Source organism: Enhygromyxa salina, from assembly GCF_002994635.1.
GTDB lineage: Bacteria > Myxococcota_A > Polyangia > Nannocystales > Nannocystaceae > Plesiocystis > Plesiocystis salina_B.
Genome location: NZ_PVNL01000048.1, coordinates 1 through 15,482 on the forward strand (window position 1 = coordinate 1; position 15,482 = coordinate 15,482).

Below are 15,482 nucleotides of genomic sequence, written 5' to 3' on the forward strand. Positions count from 1 at the left end.
CCCCCGAACATGCCCCCAACACCGCGAATCCAGCCAGCAGGACCCCCCCAAGCAGGTAGCGCGTGTGCTGCGCTAGCTGCCGCTCGTGTCCCACGTCCACCCGCCGATGGTCGCCGATCCGCCGGTCGGCGCCAAGCGGCGCTCGGGACCCCACGCAAACCCGGCGGCGTAGCGGCTCCCAGACGCCATGTCGCACACGCCCGCGCAGGTGTGCGCAGGAGTCGTTGCATCATCATCGCTTGATCGGACCAGGTGCGTTGTCCACACTGCCGTCATGCAGCCGCACGCCTCGCAGCACGACCCTCACGGTCAGCGCAACCCCTACGCCCAACCAGGTCCGCAGCACGCCCCCGGTGCGTACTCCGTCGACCCGCGGGCCCAGCTCGCCTCGGGCGTCGATCAGTTCATGACCCGGGTCAACGCGTGGATGGCGGCCGGCGTCGGGCTCACGGGGTTGGCGGCCTACGTGACCTCGCAGTCGACCGCGCTGCTCGAGCTGCTGTTCTCGGGTGGCATGGGCTGGGTCACGATCTTCGCCCCGCTGGTGTTCGTGATGATCTTTGCTTCGCGGCTGCACAAGATGAAGCCGAGCACCGCCGTCGCCGTGTTCTTGGCGTTCGCGGTGGTCATGGGCGTCTCGCTCGCGCCGATCTTCATCATCTATACCGGCGCCTCGATCACCTCGGTGTTTGCGATCACCGCAGTGACCTACACCGCCCTGGCGCTGTACGGCTACACGACCAAGCGAGACCTGTCGTCGTGGGGCAAGTTCTTGTTCATGGGCGTGGTCGGGTTGTTCGTGTCTGGCATCGCCATGATGGTCATGTCGTACGGCTTCAACATGACGATCAGCCCAGTGTTCTTCATGGTCCGGGCGATGATCGGCGTGTTGATCTTCGCGGCCCTGACCGCGTACGACACCCAGAAGATCAAGCAGATCTATCTCGTCAACGGCGGCGCCGGCAACCTGGCGATCGTCGGGGCGCTGACGCTGTATCTCGACTTCATCAACCTGTTCCTGTTCCTGCTCCGCCTGTTCGGCGGCCGGGACTAGAGCGGTGCCTCCCGCTCTGCGCGGAGGCACTACTCGCAAGCGGCGGTCAGGGTCGAGTTGGTGACCTGAGGCTCGCCGTTGGCGAGCACGAAGATGCCCGGGAACCCCTGGGTCTCGAACCCCGCGCTCGGGTTGTCGCACAGCGTGGAGTCCTGGATCCGCAGGCTCCCGCTCAGATCGTTGCTGACGAAGAACACGGCACCGCCACCCTCATTGGCGGTGTTGTGCTCGATCTTGGTCCCGCACAAGGTCAGCGTGAAGGTGTTGCCGTCGTTGTAGATCGCGCCACCGCTGCCGCCGCCGGGTGTGCCTGATTGAGCTGGGTTGGCGCCGTTGCCGATCGCTTCGTTGTACGAGAACAGGCTGTTGATCACGGTGTACGAGACCCCGATGCTGCTGAGCCCGCCGCCGTTCGAGCAGCGGTTGCCGAGCCCGGGCTCGCCGCCAAAGGTGCTGTTGACCACGTAGACCGGCAGGTCTTGGTGCTGATCGAACACCCGGACCGCCGCGCCGCCGACATCGGGGCCCGTGTCGTCGCACGCGTTGTTGAAGAAGCGCGTGTTGATCAGCTTGAAGCGACCGCCGCGGACGAAGATCGCCCCGCCGCCGTCGGGGTCATGTTGTCCGCTCGCGTTGCCGTCGATGAAGGTCAGGTTTTGGACGGTGAGCCGGGGATGATCCTGGTCGTTGCACATCGGCGTGGTCCACACCAGGCTCTCGTCGCAGGTGTTCATGTACAGGATCCGCCGCGCTCCGGCGCCGCTGAGCGTGACCAGGCCACCGCCGTCAATCACGATCTCGGGCCCGGTGTCGTTGTAGATCTTCGCGGTCTCGTCCAGCGTCACCACCACCGGATCCGGCCCACAGTCGAAGGTGATGACGCCCCCGCCCGCCACCGCCTGCACGAACGCGGCGCTCGTGCAGCTCGCCGGGGTTCCGTCACCGACGACCGTCGTCGGGTTCGAGACATCGGCCGGCCGGGCCTCGTCCGGGATCGCGCAGCTTCCGTCGGGGTTGCCAGCGGGCGGTCCCGTCTCGGGATCCGTCAGCGGGTTGGCGATCGGGTCGGCCGGCCCCTCGCCGCAAGCGAGCAGCAACAGCGCAGACGATACACAGACAAGCCGTTGGATGAGCATGAGTCTGGCAATGGTAGTGAGCGCGCCGATTAGATACTAGGAAAGTCGAGTGGCTGATCTCGCCGACCTCGCCCAGCGTTTCTTGCGAGCCTATCCTGGCCGCCGCGACGAGGCGTTGGCCGTCCTCAACGGGGCGATCGGCGACCGGCTGGCAGCGAGCGACTCCTCGCTGGCCGTGCGCATGCAGCTGTTTCACGGCGCCGAGCCGTGGCTGCTGGAGGATCCACCGCTGACCGTGCCCAACGCCCGACCGCAGGCGTGTCTGTTCGTGCATGGGCTGATGGGCTCCGAGCGAGCGTGGCGGTTTGGGGTCGGGCCCGACCCGGCCGCCGGGGCGGTCGCGAGCGAGGGTGCGCGGGTCGACTACGCCAGCGCGATCGCAGCCGAGCTCGAGCAGACGCCAGTCTACGCGCGCTACAACACCGGCCGGCATATCTCGGAGAACGGGCGCGAGCTGGCCAACAAGCTCGAGCAGCTGTACGCCGTGTGGCCGTTCGAGCAGCTGTCGATCGTCGCGCACAGCATGGGTGGGCTCGTCACCCGCAGCGCGTGTCACTATGGGCTCGCGGCCGGACATCGGTGGCTCGAGCGGCTCGCTCGGGTGTTTCTGCTCGGGGTCCCCTCGCGCGGGGCACCGCTCGAGCTGCTCGCCCACGTGACCGCGTTCACCCTCGACAGCATCTGGAACCCGTGGACCAAGCTGATCGGCAAGGCGATCAACCTGCGCAGCGCCGGGATCAAGGATCTGCGCCACGGGTTCGTGCTCGACGAAGACTGGCGGCACTACGATCTCGACCGCCTCGCGTTCCCGGTGGCCAAGCGTCCGCGTGATCCCGTCCACGTGCGCTGGTTCGTCGCCGTTGGGGCCCTCGGCGAGTCTGGATCTGCGCTCGCGACCACGCTCGGCGACGGCCTGGTTCGGCCCCGGAGCGCGCGAGGTGCCAGCGTCGATCCGCGCGAGCGCGAGCTGCTTCCGCCGGCCGAGATCCAGCACTTCGCCGCGACCAGTCACCTGGCGCTCATGAACGATCCAGCCGTGCTCGCGCAGATGCTCGAGTGGTGGCGCACGAGCGCCTGAGTGCTCACTCAACCAATATTCGCGGTAGTACCCGCAAATGTTCTGGTGGCCCGAAATTGGGACACGAACATTTTTTTGAACGTTGCTGCAAATTCATCTGGCGCGGTCCGAGAACCAGCGTGTGGCGACAGGGAAGCTTCACCAGGGAATCCTCGAACTGTTCCGGCACGACCCGTGGCTGGCGTTCGATCTACTCGGCATCGAACGTCCCGTGGTTGGCACACCGGTCGCTCACCGCGCGGAGGTCGAGCGCGACAAACCCGGTCGGCGAGGCGTCGTCGAATTACACTATCCAGACCTCGTCTTGGTTCATGAGGACAGCCCGGGCGTGGGGGTGGTCATCTGCGTCGAGGCCCAGGGCAAGCTCGCCTACGAAAAACGCTGGATGTTCCCCTACTACCAGGCTGCGGTGGCAAAGGACCATGAGCTGCCAACCTGGATGGTGGTGGTGTCGTTCTGCGATCGGATGTCTGCGGCCATGAAGACGTGGAAGGATGGCCCGCCGCCCATGGTCGACGCGCTGCGGCTCGACGTGGACAGCGTGTCACGATCGGTCGCGCTGGAGCGGGCACGAACATGGCCTACCGCAGGTGTGCTAGCTGCCGCCCTGCACGGACGCCGGGGCGATCTGGAGGCGGCGAGGGCTGGAATTCAGGGTACACTTGGGCTGCCGCCGAAGCGGCGCCACTCGTACATTGGGACCATTCTGGCCGCGGTGTCAGAGGAACATCGGGACATCCTGATTGGAGAGATGAAGATGGAAGACGCAAAAGGACTGTGGGAGATCGAGCGAAAGAGTATTTTTTATGCGTTCATGGAAGACCGCTTCCGTGAACACTATCGCAAACGGCACCTCCAAGAAGGTCGCCAAGAAGGTCGCCAAGAAGGTCGCCAAGAAGGTCGCCAAGAGGGTCGCCAAGAAGGTCGCCAAGAAGGTCGCCAAGAAGGTCGCCGAGAAGGTCGCCAAGAAGGTCGCCGCGTGACCCTTCTCGAGCTGATCTTTGCGCTGCTCGAAGTCCGCGGTGTTGCTGTCGATCCCGACAGCGAGGCGCGGGTCCGTCGCTGCCAAGATCTCGAGACGCTCGAGCGCTTGGCTCGGCGCGCGCGCGAGGTCGAAACCGCCGCGGAGCTCGTCGCTGAGATCTGACGGAACGAACGCGCGCCAGCTCCACCGCCGCGCATGTTGGATGCGCGGCGGCGCACCGGGCGGATGCCCCGGGGATCCATGCGAGGTAGACGACCGCAAGATCCGCGCCGCTCGCGTGAGTCGTGAGATTCCCCCACGGCCGCGAGCCCGCGAGCGGCCACCGAGTGGCGACGCACACCGTCGCACGCGATCACCCGGCGCGCGGCATGTCTGAGAGGTAGAGGGGAGCCGCTATACTCCGGCCTAGATGCAGCTGACCGGACGAATCTTGTGGCTCACCGACGACACCGCGCACCTCGAGCAGCAGCTCTCGGGCACGAATCCGCAGTTTGACCCGGCCGATCCACCCGCCCTGCACTTTGGCGTCAACACCGACGCGATGATCAACGGCGCCGCGTGCACGCTCGGCTACACGGGCGAGATCCTCGGTCCGTACTTCCTGCAGAACTTCAAGGACAGCGTCGAGGTCGACGCGGTCAAGCAGGGCGGATTTCAGGTCGTCGTTGGCGGCGACGCCTATGGCAGCGGTAGCAGCCGCGAGGTCGCGGTCGTCGCCCACCAGGGCGCCGGCATCGAGCTGGTGATCGCCCGCAGCTTCCAGCGGATCTTCCAGGAAAACATGGTCTACGCCGGGCTGCCGTTCACCACGGACTTCGGCGTGGTCGAGCGCCTGCGCGCCGGTGAGGACATCGATCTGCCCAGCCTCGGACAGGCGCTGCCACCCTTCTTCCGGGCGGTGAGCGAGGCCGGCGGCCTGATGCGCTACGGCACCCACGTCCTGGCCGGTCAGGTCGGACCCACCTACGAGGTCGAGCGCGCCCCTCGGCCCATGAACTGCATCGAGAAGATCGTCGCCGCCAAGGCCTGGCGCGGCAAGGACCAGCCGTTCGGGATCGCGGCGGTCGAGCCCGGTGACCAGATCCTGTGTGAGGCCGACTTCCGCGGCATGCACGAGTACACCGGTGGCATGGTCATGAACCTCTACGCGCAAGAGTGGGCCGACGCGCCGATCCACCAGCCCGAGCTCGCGGCTGCGTTCGAGGATCACTTCGTGCTCATCGACCGCGACACGGTCCCGATCTCGGTCAAGCGCAAGCGCCTGGCCCCGGCCAAGAGCCTCGCCGCGGAGATGATCGAGGCGTGCGAGCGCAACGGCATCCGGCTGCACGGGCCCGGCCGCCTCAAGCAGGGCGTGTGTCACCGGATCGTCGTCGAAGACTACGCGCGCCCCGGCGACATCATCGTCCTGACCGACAGCCACACCCCGACCGCCGGGGTCATGAACGCGTTCGCGTTTGGCGTCGGCTCCACGGCGATGGCGTTCGCGCTGCGCACGGGCATGATCCCGGTGACCGTGCCCAAGACCGTGCGGGTCTGGGTCGAGGGCGACGCCAAGGGCATCCTCTCGCCCAAGGATCTGGTCCTGCACTTGATCGGCGACCCGTTCTTCCGCGAAGAGCACTGGCGCGAGTCGCCAACGGACACCTGCGTGATCCAGCTGGGTGGCCCCGGCCTCGATCAGTGGAACGTCGACGAGCTGTCGGTGATCACCAACATGACCGTCGAGGGTGGCCTGATGACCGGCATCGTCGAGCCCTGCGCGCCGATCCGCGAGTTCCTGCAGGCCACCCGCGGGCAAGACTACGCCGCGCGCCTGGTCGAGCCCGACGAGGGCGCGACCTACGTCAAGACGATCCGCGTCAACCTCGACGAGGTCCCGCTGACGGTCGCGACCCCGGGCGACTCGCGCAACCGCAAGCCGCTGACCGAGGTCGGCGACGTCGCAATTCACAACGTCGTGATCGCCTCGTGCACCGGCGGCTCGCTCTCGGATCTACGCGCCGCCGCCGACGTTCTGCGTGGCCGCAAGCTCGCCGACAACGTCCGCGTGACGGTCACCCCCTCGAGCGCCGACGTGGCCGACGCCGCCCGCAGCGAGGGGCTGCTCTCGCTGTTCAGCGAGCTTGGGGCGGTCGTCACCGATCCCGGCTGCGGCTCGTGCATCGGCAACGGGCCCGGCATCCCCTACGAGGGCGAGACCACCGCCAGCACCACCAACCGCAACTTCGATCGCCGCATGGGCGCCCCGGGTCCCGTGTACCTGGTCTCGCCCGCGATCGCGGCCGCGTCTGCCGTCACCGGCAAGCTCACGGATCCGCGATCGCTATGAGCTCACCAGTCCCTCAGCCGATCGACGTCGACGCGCTCGCTCGCGAGCTCGCCGAGCTGTCGCCGCGACGGATCCTGCGCCGCGCGTTCGAGCTGTTCGATCTCGACGATGTAGCGATCAGCTTCAGCGGCGCCGAAGACGTGCTCCTGATCGAGTTCGCCTGCGACGCCCTCGGCGGTCCAAAGCCGCGGGTGTTCAGCCTCGACACCGGCCGCCTGCACCCCGAGACCTATCAGTTCATGGCCAAGGTCGAGCAGCACTACGGCCTGCGCATCGAGTACTGCTTCCCCGAGGCCGAGCCGGTCCAGGCGCTGGTCCGCCGCAAGGGGCTGTTCTCGTTCTACGAGGATGGCCACCACGAGTGCTGTGGGATCCGCAAGGTCGCGCCGCTGCGTCGCCAGCTCGCGGGCTTGCGCGCGTGGGTCACTGGCCAGCGCCGCGATCAGAGCCCGCGCACTCGCGGCGCGGTGCCGGCGTTCGAGCTCGATCAGGGCTTCGAAGGCCGCGACGGCGGGCCGCTGTACAAGCTCAACCCCATGGTCAGCATGGGCTCCGACGAGGTCTGGGACACGATCCGCGCGTTCGAGGTCCCCTACAACGCGCTGCACGAGCGGGGCCTGGTGAGCATCGGCTGCGAGCCCTGTACCCGCGCGGTGTTGCCCGGTGAGCACGAGCGCGCGGGGCGTTGGTGGTGGGAGGCGGCGACCAAGAAAGAGTGTGGTCTGCACATGCCCGACGTCGCCGACCTCCCCGACACCAGCGATGCCTGACGCGCTCGAGCTGGTCCACCGAGACCCCAGGCTCGTCGCGGTCAACAAGCCCAGCGGCATGCTCGTGCACCGCGGCTGGGCCAACGACGACGTCGTCGCCGTCGATCTCTTGCACGCGCAGCTCGGCCAGCGCGTGTGGCCGCTGCATCGACTCGATCGCGGCACCTCGGGCGTGTTGTTGTTCGCGCTGGATGTCGACACCGCCCGCCAGCTCAGCGGCGCGTTCGAGCGCGGCGAGATCCACAAGCGCTACCTCGCGCTGGTCCGCGGTCACGCCCCCGAGCACGCGCTGATCGACCACGGCCTGCGCGACGTCGATGACAAACAGAGCGAGCGAAAGCCAGCGCAGACCCGGATCCGCCGCCTCGCCGAGTTCGAGCGCTACTCACTCGTGGAGGCCGAGCCGCTGACCGGGCGGACGCACCAGATCCGCCGGCACCTCAAGCACATCGCTCACCCGATCATCGGCGACGTGCGGTATGGGAAGGGCGACCACAACCGCATGTTCCGTGAGCGGTTTGGCCTGCACCGCCTGGCGCTGCATGCAGCCGAGCTGCGGGTCGCGGATCCTTCGAGCACGCGTGAGCTGATGATCCGGGCGCCTGTGCCCGCAGACTTGTGTGAGCCGCTCGAGCGCATGGGCATCGCTGCTGCTGCGGTGGGTGTCTAGCCACCACCGGCGCACTGGCCTATGGTCACGCCCGACATGATCGTGATGAAATTCGGCGGCAGCTCCGTCGCCAACCGCGGCCAGATTGAGAAGGTCCTGAGCATCGTCGACAGCGCCCGCGAGCGCGCTCCGGTCGTCGTCAGCTCGGCCCACAAGGGCATCACCGACGCGCTGGTCAACGCGGCCAAGGCCGCGGCCGCGGGTGAGCTCGTGACCACGCCGATCGATCTCCAGCGCCAGCTGCTCGCCCAGCTCGAGTGCCCCGTGGATCTGCTCGACGACTGCTTTGGTGAGCTCAGCGATCTGCTGCGCGGCATCTCGCTGGTCAAGGAGCTGAGCCCGCGCAGCCTCGACTACGTGTCGAGCTTCGGCGAGCGCATGTCGGTCCGGGCGATCGCCGACTTCTTCACCCGCAACGGCCTCGCCGCGCGGGCTCACGACGTCTGGGATCTCGGGTTCATCACCGACGACGCGTTTGGTCGCGCCCGCCCGCTCGCCGGCTGGGAGGCCAACTGCCAGGCCGCGTTTGCCAGGCTCCCTGCCAACGAAGTCGCGGTCGTGACTGGGTTCGTCGGCAAGAACCGCGAGGGCGAGATCACCACGGTCGGCCGCAACGGCAGCGATCTGACCGCGAGCCTGCTCGGCGGCGCGCTCGCGGCCGAAGAGGTCCAGATCTGGACCGACACCGACGGGGTCATGACCGCGGATCCCAGCGTCGTCGATGGCGCCCGGAACATCCCGCAGATGCGCTTCGACGAGGCCGCCGAGCTGGCCTACTTCGGCAGCCGGGTGCTGCACCCGTCGACGCTGCTGCCGGCCATGAGCAGCGACATTCCGGTCCGGGTGCTCAACACCAACCGCCCCGCGCACCCCGGCACCGTGATCCAGAAGGTCGCCGCGCCCAGCCCCAACGCCGCGACCAGCATCGCCTACAAGGAGCGGCAGTCGGTGTTGGTGCTGCGAACCACTCGCATGTTTGGCCAGGCCGGGTTCTTGGCCCGGGTGTTCGAGATCCTGGGTCGGCGCGAGGTCGACGTCGACATGATCTCGACCTCCGAGGTCAGCATCTCGTTGACCTCGGCCGACCGCCCCGCGCTCGAGGCCGCCGCGGATCAGCTGGCCACAATCGGCAAGGTCGAGCTGCGCCACGGCAAGACCATCCTCGCGGTCGTCGGTCAGCACCTGCCCGCGCGCCCCGGGATCGGCGCCCAGGTGCTCGGCGCGGTCGCGGGGGCCGGCGTGAACGTCGAGATGATCAGCTACGGGATGGACAGCATCAACTTCACCATGCTGATCGACGACGCCGACATCGGCCGGGCCGTGAAGGTCCTCCACGAGATGCTGTTCGCGGCGGTCTAGAGCGCGTGGTATGGGGCCGCGGACATGGTCCGCACGATCCTCACGCATCCAGGTGGCGCCCACAAAGATGACCTCCTGGCCGTCTGCGTGCTCATCGCCAAGCACGGCGCTCCGGTCGTCCGCCGCGATCCCACCCCCGCAGAGCTCGACGACCCCAGCGTCGCGATCATCGACGTCGGCGGCGTTCACGATCCCGCGCGGATGAACTTCGACCACCACCACTTCCCGCGCGAGCACGCCCCGACCTGCGCGCTGAGCCTGGTCCTGGATCACCTGGGCATCTACCAGGACGCGCTGCACTTTTGTGACTGGCTCGAGCCGGCCGAGTGGTTCGACTCGCGCGGGCCCAACAAGACCGCGAAGTGGCTGGGCGTCCCCCGCAAGGCGATCTCACAGCTCAACTCGCCGATCGACATCACGCTGCTGCGGCGCTTCGCCAGGACGACGCAGCTCGCCGCTGGAGATCCGCTCTACGAGTTCATGCGCTACGTCGGCCAGGACTTGCTCGAGTACCTGCGCGTCGCCCGAGAGCGGATCGAGTTCGCGGAAGCGCACGCGCAGCGCTGGTCGATCCCGCGCGGCGACGAGCTCGTCGAGGCGATGTTCTTGCCGCGCACGGACCCGGCGTCCGATGAGCCCAGCATCGCCGTCGGTAACTACATTCGCGCGGCCGGGCTCGAGCAGACCATCGCCGCGATCGTCTATCCCGATCGGCGTGGCCCGGGCTACGGGATCGGCCGCTACGAAGATCATCCCAAGCTCGACTTCTCGCGGATCGAGGGCCAGCCAGACGTGCACTTCGCCCACAAGAGCGGGTTCATGTGCAAGACCTCGGCGACGGATCCAGCGCGGCTGCGCGAGCTGATCCTCGCCAGCTGGCTCGAGTAGGCCGCCCGAGCGCGCGCGGTTGTGCGCTCGATCAACAAATCATCTTGCGACTCACAACCGAGGTGGGCCACGATTGGTCAGATATGCGGTTGGCCAAACATGACGCAAGCAAGTGGATTGGCGTGATGTGTGGCTTGGCCATCGCCGCGTGTGACCCGGTCGCGGTCGACCCCGAGCCCCGCGCTGCCGAGCACGACGGCGCGACCACGCCAGCTGCGGCCGCGCCCCGGCTTCAGCAAGCTCCGGTGATTGGCGGCGAGCTGGTCGTCCGCGAGATCCAGTGGCCGAGCGCGAGTGAGGTCGACGCCGAGCTTCGCGATCGGCTCCCGCGCGACGCCCTCGATCGAGTCGACGCCGCGCCGCTGCCGGTCTTGATCCCGCCCGACCCGCTCGACGACATCGTGGTCGTCACCGGTGAGCACTGGTACAGCTTTCGTGGCGACCGCGACGGCATCACGATCGTCGTGCAGGGCAGCGGTCTCGCGCGGGTGTTTCCGGGCATGCGTGGGGCGACCGGCGAGCAGCTCGTGCGCGGTCGCCCAGCCTTCGTCTCGGTCAACGAGGGCATCCGCCACGCCGCGTGGATCGAGCATGGCGTCGCCTACTCGGTCGAGATCGAGTGCGCGGACCAACAGGCCCCGCAGTGCGCCGACTCGGCCGCGATCACGCAGTTGGCTGAGCAGCTCGAGCTCGTCGGCGGCGTCGCGCTCACGGAGGCAGCACGATGAGCACCCTTCGCATCCCCCCGCTCGTGGCCCCGATCGCCGCGCTCACCATCGGTCTGCTCGCGGTCAACGCCGACGCCGCCGAGCCCTTCACCTACGATCCGCCCGGGCAGCTGATCCCCGGCTCCGGCACGGGCTTGGCCACGGATCAAGTCTACGCCCCCGACATGGTGTTTCCGCTGCAGGACCGGGGATTCGCCAACTCGCAGGTCTACCGCTACGGCGGCTATCTGGGCCCGGCCGGGAGCCAGTGCCACGCGAGCAACTACGACTACCCGTGGCAAGACAACTACTGCGAGACCCGCCAGTGGGCGATGCCGCTGTGTCCGTCCGGGCAGGGCCACCAGGGCCAGGACATTCGGCCGGAGACCTGCACCGACCAGGCCTACTGGACCGTGGCCACCGACAACGCCACCGTCACCAACATCGGCTCGTACTCGGTCTACATCACCGACGCCAGCGGGCGCCGCTACGACTACCTGCACGGCCGCGGCCAGGTGGTGGGCAACGGCCAGGCCGTCGCCCAGGGCGCGCAGATCAACCGGGTGTCCAACAACATGGGCAACACGCCCACGTCGATCCACCTGCACTTCAACATCCGCCAGGACGTCGGTGGCTACGGGGTGGTCTACGTCTCGCCCTACAATTCCCTGATCAAGGCTTACGAGGAGAAGTTCGGGCTCACCAACATCGCGCCCACGGGCTACCTCGACGCCGCCACCTGTCAGCAGATCAGCGGCTGGGCGCAGGACCCCGACGACCCCGAGAGCCCCGTGTCCGTGCACGTGTACTTCAACGGGCCCGCGGGCGATCCGAACGCGGTCGGCGTGGCGCTCTCGGCCAACGAGTACCGCGAGGATCTGTGCGGGGCGATCGGCTCGTGCGACCACGCGTACAGCCTGGGAATTCCCATGAGCCTGCGCGACGCCCAGCCGCACCCGGTCCACGCCTACGGGATCGACAGCGAGGGCGGCGAGAACGCTCAGCTGACCGGCAGCCCCAAGACCATCACCTGCGGGGGCCCGCCGCTGCCCGACGGCGTGCGCCGCCACGTGTCGAGCCCCGAGATCCTGGCCGCCTGGGCGTTCTCCCCGTTCTGGCACCAGCTCACCCTCGATGACGCCACGCTCGGGTCGATCCCGACCTGGGATCCGATCGAGCCGACGCCGCTCATGATCCGCGCCGACGACCAGAGCCCCGAGGTCTGGATCCTCGACGGGATCGGCAAGCGCCACGTCCCCAGCCCCGAGGTCGCCGAAAACTGGAGCCTGGATCTGGGCACCGTGGAGACCCTGCCCGCGGCCGAGGTCGCCGCGATCCCAACCGGGACGCCGCTGTGGGACCGGCCGTTCTTGCTCAAAGGCACCGGGCCCGAGGTGTACCTGCTCGATGATCGGCAGTGCTATCCGGGCGACGACGACCCCGAGTGCGCCGACGGGGGTGACACGGGCGCGGGCGAGACCTCGGGCGGCGGCGAGGGCTCGGGTGGCGACGGCGAGGGCTCGGACGGCGACGGCCCCGGCGACGAGAGCGGGGGCGACTCCGGCTCGGATGACGACGGCCTGCCACCCGGGTACGGGTTTGATCGGGCGGACGACGGCTGCGGCTGCACGACCGACGGCTCGAACAGGTCGAACGGGGCGTGGGGGCTTTCGTTGCTCGGGCTCATCGCGCTCCGCCGACGGCGGCGCGAATGAGTCGACGAGCCGCCCGCCTCAGCCCCCGAGCACGCGCTGCGTGAACGCGTTGAGGAACTTCCCCCCGGGATCCTGGGCCGCCCGGACCGCCTGAAACTGCACAAACCGATCACCGTGGATCTCCAGCATGTCCTGGGCGCTCACGTTGGTCTTCTTGCCCAGGTGCGGCTGCCCCTCGTGCTCGCGCATGATCTCTTCAGCCTTGGCGAACACCCGCTCGTGGTCCTGCGACAGCGGCGTCGCTAGCTCGATATAGGCGCTGCGCCGCCCAGCCCCTGGCCCGATCAGCGACTGGGAGCGATCAGGCGTGAACCGGACCTCGACGACCGAGAAGAACTCTTCCACGCTGAGCAGCGCCAAGATCTGCGCGAGGCAGCTCTGGTAGCGCTCAAAGGGCACGCCAAACTCGATCTCGTCGTGGCGGTAGAACAGCTTGCGACCAAACCCCCGACTGCCGGGCATGACCAGGGTCGAGTCCGGGGCGACCAGGTCCGAGAGCCACGCGTCCTCGTCGATATCGGCGATCCGCTTGGCGAGGCCAGGCACGAACGCGCTGACCGCAAAGTCCGACAGCTCATTGCGGGTCTTGAGCTTCTCCCACTTTGGGGTCAGCGGCGCGCTCGTGCGATTCCACTGGTGCACGCGGACGGCCTCGGCCTCGTCGGCCCCGCCAATGTAATAAAAGCTGATGTGATCATTGGCGCGCAGCAGCCCGTCGATGCTGGACTCGGCGTGGGCGCGATCGACCATCTGCGTGACCTTCTCGAGGTGGAAGGCGTCGACGAGCTGCAGCTCGACCTCGCTCACGACCCCGCAGGTGCCGATCGCTCCGATCGCCGCGTGAAACAGCGGGTCGCCGGGGCGCACCGTCTGGGCCACGCCGTCGGCCGCGATCACGCGTAGCGACAAGATCTGCTCCGACAAGAACCCCGCGTCGCGACCGGTGCCGTGCAGATCCGTGGCGACCAGGCCACCGAGGCTCTGGCTGTCGGTCGAGCCCAGCACGGGCAAGCCCAAGCTCGCCTCCCACAGCGCCTTGTTGAGGTCCCGCAGACGGATCCCAGCCTGGACCCGCGCGATCTTGCGATTGGGATCGATGTCGAGGATCCGCCCGTAAGCGTCGAGCGAGATCATGTGGCCCGGACACAGCGGGCCGTCGTTGAAGCTGTGCCCGCCGCCCACGACCCGCAGCTCGGGCGCCTTTGCGATCGCGCCGCACAGCTCGTCCTCGTTGCTGGGGCACAGGTACGCGGCCGGCCGGGCCCGGTAGTTCGCCGTCCAGTTGGTCCACTCGCCGTGCTCGTAGTGGCCCTCGTGCTCGGCGTCGCCGGTTGCGAGGTACAGCCCGCCGTGCACGAGGTCGAACAGCTTGGTCGAGACCCGCGCGCCGACCCGCGACAGGAACCCCTGAACCCCGCGGGTCGAGCGGGTGTAGTCGACGAGCGCGTTGGCCAGCTCCTCGAGCTTGGCCACGCGCAAGATCGCGACGACGCTCTCATCTCGCCAGCGCGGCTCGACGCGCTCGAGCTTGTCGATCTGATCACACAGGGCGGCGAGCTGCTCATCGCGGACAAAGCCCTGCTCTCGGCGAGCGCTGTCCGCCACGACCAGCGCGCGGCTCATGTCACGCGCGAGCACGACCAGCTTGGGGCGCTCGCGGTGGTCGGCCAGCCCGGGGACGGCCGCGAGTAACCCCTCGAAGATCGCGGTGGCCTGCTCGGGCTGATCGCACAAGCTGATCATCGCCCATGGACGTCGGGCCGTGGATGCCAGCCAAAATCGCAGGTCGCTGACGTCGAGCTCGGCGACCCCACCGGTGGTCGCCGCCACCGCCGGTGCGTCGAGGTGCCAGCCCTCGAGGCGCTCGTCGATCGCCAGCTGTTCGTCAGGGCTCAGGGCCGCGTAGGCCGGATGGTGTCGCAGTTGCTCTCGCTTCATGCCCGTCCTGCGATGCTATCGCAGCTCACAAAGCTGCGGGGCCGGAGCCGAACGATCGCCGCGATGCCCTGCTACGATCGGGTCGGTGCGAATTCTGTTCCCCCTGCCCTCCCGCGACTTCGACCCGACCGAGTCGTCAGTCCCCTGGCGCGCGCTGGTCGACGCCGGCCACGAGGTCGTGTTCGCCACCCCCGACGGCCAGCCCGCGGCCGCCGATCCCAGGATCGTGACCGGTCGCGGGTTCGCGCTGTGGCGACCGTTCCTGCGCGCGGTCCCCCACGCTCGCACCGTCTACACGCAGATGGCCACCGGCGACGCGTTCCAACACCCGCTGACCTACGACCAGCTCGATCCCGACGCGTTCGACGGCGTGGTCCTGACCGGCGGCCACGCGCCCAACATGAAGCCGTACCTCGAGTCCTCGCAGGTCCAGGCGCTGGTCGCCCAGCACATGATCGAAGACAAGCCCGTCGGCGCGCTGTGTCATGGCGTATTGGTGGTCGCGCGCGCGCGCGATCCCGAGACTGGGCGCTCGGTCCTGCACGGCCGCAAGACGACGGCGCTGACCAGCATCCAAGAGCGCATGGCCTGGGCGATGACCGGGCTGTGGCTGGGCTCCTACTACCGCACCTACACGCAGACCGTCCAAGCGGAGGTCACGCAGGCGCTGGCCTCGGCAGACGACTTCGAGACCGGGCCGTTCTTGGTCCGCCGCGAGGGCCCCGAGCGACGCGACTACGGGTTCACGCTCCGCGATCGCAACTATCTGTCAGCCCGCTACTACACGGACGCCTACAAGTTCGCGGATGACTTTGTCGCGCTAGTTGCCGAGCATGCCGGGGACTGACGT

Annotated in this window: 14 protein-coding genes; 12 read left to right on the forward strand and 2 right to left on the reverse strand. The window is 68.2% G+C overall.

The annotated features are described in order from the left end of the window. The first annotated feature begins 274 nt into the window (after positions 1 to 274). Positions 275 to 1,054: a Bax inhibitor-1/YccA family protein gene (locus ENSA7_RS12175; RefSeq protein ID WP_106089433.1), complete on the forward strand. Its 780-nt coding sequence runs from the start codon at positions 275 to 277 to the stop codon at positions 1,052 to 1,054. 29 nt (positions 1,055 to 1,083) lie between these two features. Here the strand turns inward: ENSA7_RS12175 and ENSA7_RS12180 are convergent, their stop codons facing one another. Continuing rightward, the gene (locus tag ENSA7_RS12180) at positions 1,084 to 2,151 is read right to left on the reverse strand and encodes a hypothetical protein (RefSeq protein WP_244923778.1); all 1,068 of its coding nucleotides are present in this window, start codon (positions 2,149 to 2,151) and stop codon (positions 1,084 to 1,086) included. A gap of 88 nt (positions 2,152 to 2,239) precedes the next feature. Between ENSA7_RS12180 and ENSA7_RS12185 the strand changes: the two genes are divergently transcribed. The 10 genes from ENSA7_RS12185 to ENSA7_RS12220 all read left to right on the forward strand — a co-directional run bounded on the left by ENSA7_RS12185 (position 2,240) and on the right by ENSA7_RS12220 (position 12,694). Further along, complete coding sequence (locus tag ENSA7_RS12185) at positions 2,240 to 3,268, forward strand: esterase/lipase family protein (protein ID WP_106089434.1); 1,029 nt, start codon at positions 2,240 to 2,242, stop codon at positions 3,266 to 3,268. Between the two features lie 830 nt (positions 3,269 to 4,098). Continuing rightward, the gene (locus tag ENSA7_RS43555; protein ID WP_181233672.1) at positions 4,099 to 4,251 is read left to right on the forward strand and encodes a hypothetical protein; all 153 of its coding nucleotides are present in this window, start codon (positions 4,099 to 4,101) and stop codon (positions 4,249 to 4,251) included. After that, on the forward strand, positions 4,248 to 4,415 hold the full coding sequence (locus ENSA7_RS43560; RefSeq protein WP_181233673.1) for a hypothetical protein: 168 nt from the start codon (positions 4,248 to 4,250) through the stop codon (positions 4,413 to 4,415). Before ENSA7_RS43555 ends, ENSA7_RS43560 begins: the two co-directional genes overlap by 4 nt. Positions 4,416 to 4,662: 247 nt before the next feature. Then, positions 4,663 to 6,585 (forward strand): aconitase family protein, encoded by a 1,923-nt coding sequence (locus ENSA7_RS12190; RefSeq protein WP_106089435.1) that lies wholly within the window; start codon positions 4,663 to 4,665, stop codon positions 6,583 to 6,585. Further along, positions 6,582 to 7,355 (forward strand): phosphoadenylyl-sulfate reductase, encoded by a 774-nt coding sequence (locus ENSA7_RS12195; RefSeq protein ID WP_106089436.1) that lies wholly within the window; start codon positions 6,582 to 6,584, stop codon positions 7,353 to 7,355. The genes ENSA7_RS12190 and ENSA7_RS12195 overlap by 4 nt, the downstream gene beginning before the upstream one ends. Next, positions 7,348 to 8,025, forward strand: a complete 678-nt coding sequence (locus ENSA7_RS12200) for a pseudouridine synthase (protein WP_106089437.1) — start codon at positions 7,348 to 7,350, stop codon at positions 8,023 to 8,025. Before ENSA7_RS12195 ends, ENSA7_RS12200 begins: the two co-directional genes overlap by 8 nt. 36 nt (positions 8,026 to 8,061) lie before the next feature. Then, a complete protein-coding gene (locus tag ENSA7_RS12205; RefSeq protein ID WP_106089473.1) occupies positions 8,062 to 9,384 on the forward strand; it encodes an aspartate kinase in 1,323 nt (440 codons plus the stop codon). Positions 9,385 to 9,408: 24 nt separating this feature from the next. After that, positions 9,409 to 10,272, forward strand: coding sequence for an MYG1 family protein (locus tag ENSA7_RS12210; RefSeq protein ID WP_106089438.1), 864 nt, complete (start codon positions 9,409 to 9,411; stop codon positions 10,270 to 10,272). Between the two features lie 125 nt (positions 10,273 to 10,397). Beyond that, a complete protein-coding gene (locus ENSA7_RS12215) occupies positions 10,398 to 11,000 on the forward strand; it encodes a hypothetical protein (RefSeq protein WP_146157612.1) in 603 nt (200 codons plus the stop codon). Then, positions 10,997 to 12,694 (forward strand): MYXO-CTERM sorting domain-containing protein, encoded by a 1,698-nt coding sequence (locus ENSA7_RS12220; RefSeq protein WP_106089440.1) that lies wholly within the window; start codon positions 10,997 to 10,999, stop codon positions 12,692 to 12,694. Before ENSA7_RS12215 ends, ENSA7_RS12220 begins: the two co-directional genes overlap by 4 nt. A gap of 18 nt (positions 12,695 to 12,712) precedes the next feature. On the opposite strand, the gene ENSA7_RS12225 is transcribed toward ENSA7_RS12220, so the two are convergent. Beyond that, positions 12,713 to 14,632 carry a D-arabinono-1,4-lactone oxidase gene (locus ENSA7_RS12225; RefSeq protein WP_106089441.1) on the reverse strand — a complete coding sequence of 640 codons (1,920 nt, stop codon included), beginning with the start codon at positions 14,630 to 14,632 and terminating at the stop codon, positions 12,713 to 12,715. An 85-nt stretch (positions 14,633 to 14,717) separates the two neighbouring features. Between ENSA7_RS12225 and ENSA7_RS12230 the strand changes: the two genes are divergently transcribed. After that, positions 14,718 to 15,479, forward strand: coding sequence for a type 1 glutamine amidotransferase domain-containing protein (locus ENSA7_RS12230; RefSeq protein ID WP_244923779.1), 762 nt, complete (start codon positions 14,718 to 14,720; stop codon positions 15,477 to 15,479). The last annotated feature ends 3 nt before the right edge of the window (positions 15,480 to 15,482 follow it).

What these genes read in the sequence shown, in the direction of transcription:
- ENSA7_RS12175 (WP_106089433.1), top strand. Translation starts at nt 275, where the DNA reads ATGCAGCCGCACGCCTCGCAGCACGACCCTCACGGTCAGCGCAACCCC.
- ENSA7_RS12190 (WP_106089435.1), top strand. Translation starts at nt 4,663, where the DNA reads ATGCAGCTGACCGGACGAATCTTGTGGCTCACCGACGACACCGCGCAC.
- ENSA7_RS12195 (WP_106089436.1), top strand. Translation starts at nt 6,582, where the DNA reads ATGAGCTCACCAGTCCCTCAGCCGATCGACGTCGACGCGCTCGCTCGC.
- ENSA7_RS12200 (WP_106089437.1), top strand. Translation starts at nt 7,348, where the DNA reads ATGCCTGACGCGCTCGAGCTGGTCCACCGAGACCCCAGGCTCGTCGCG.
- ENSA7_RS12205 (WP_106089473.1), top strand. Translation starts at nt 8,062, where the DNA reads ATGATCGTGATGAAATTCGGCGGCAGCTCCGTCGCCAACCGCGGCCAG.
- ENSA7_RS12210 (WP_106089438.1), top strand. Translation starts at nt 9,409, where the DNA reads ATGGTCCGCACGATCCTCACGCATCCAGGTGGCGCCCACAAAGATGAC.
- ENSA7_RS12215 (WP_146157612.1), top strand. Translation starts at nt 10,398, where the DNA reads ATGTGTGGCTTGGCCATCGCCGCGTGTGACCCGGTCGCGGTCGACCCC.
- ENSA7_RS12220 (WP_106089440.1), top strand. Translation starts at nt 10,997, where the DNA reads ATGAGCACCCTTCGCATCCCCCCGCTCGTGGCCCCGATCGCCGCGCTC.
- ENSA7_RS12225 (WP_106089441.1), bottom strand. Translation starts at nt 14,632, where the DNA reads ATGAAGCGAGAGCAACTGCGACACCATCCGGCCTACGCGGCCCTGAGC.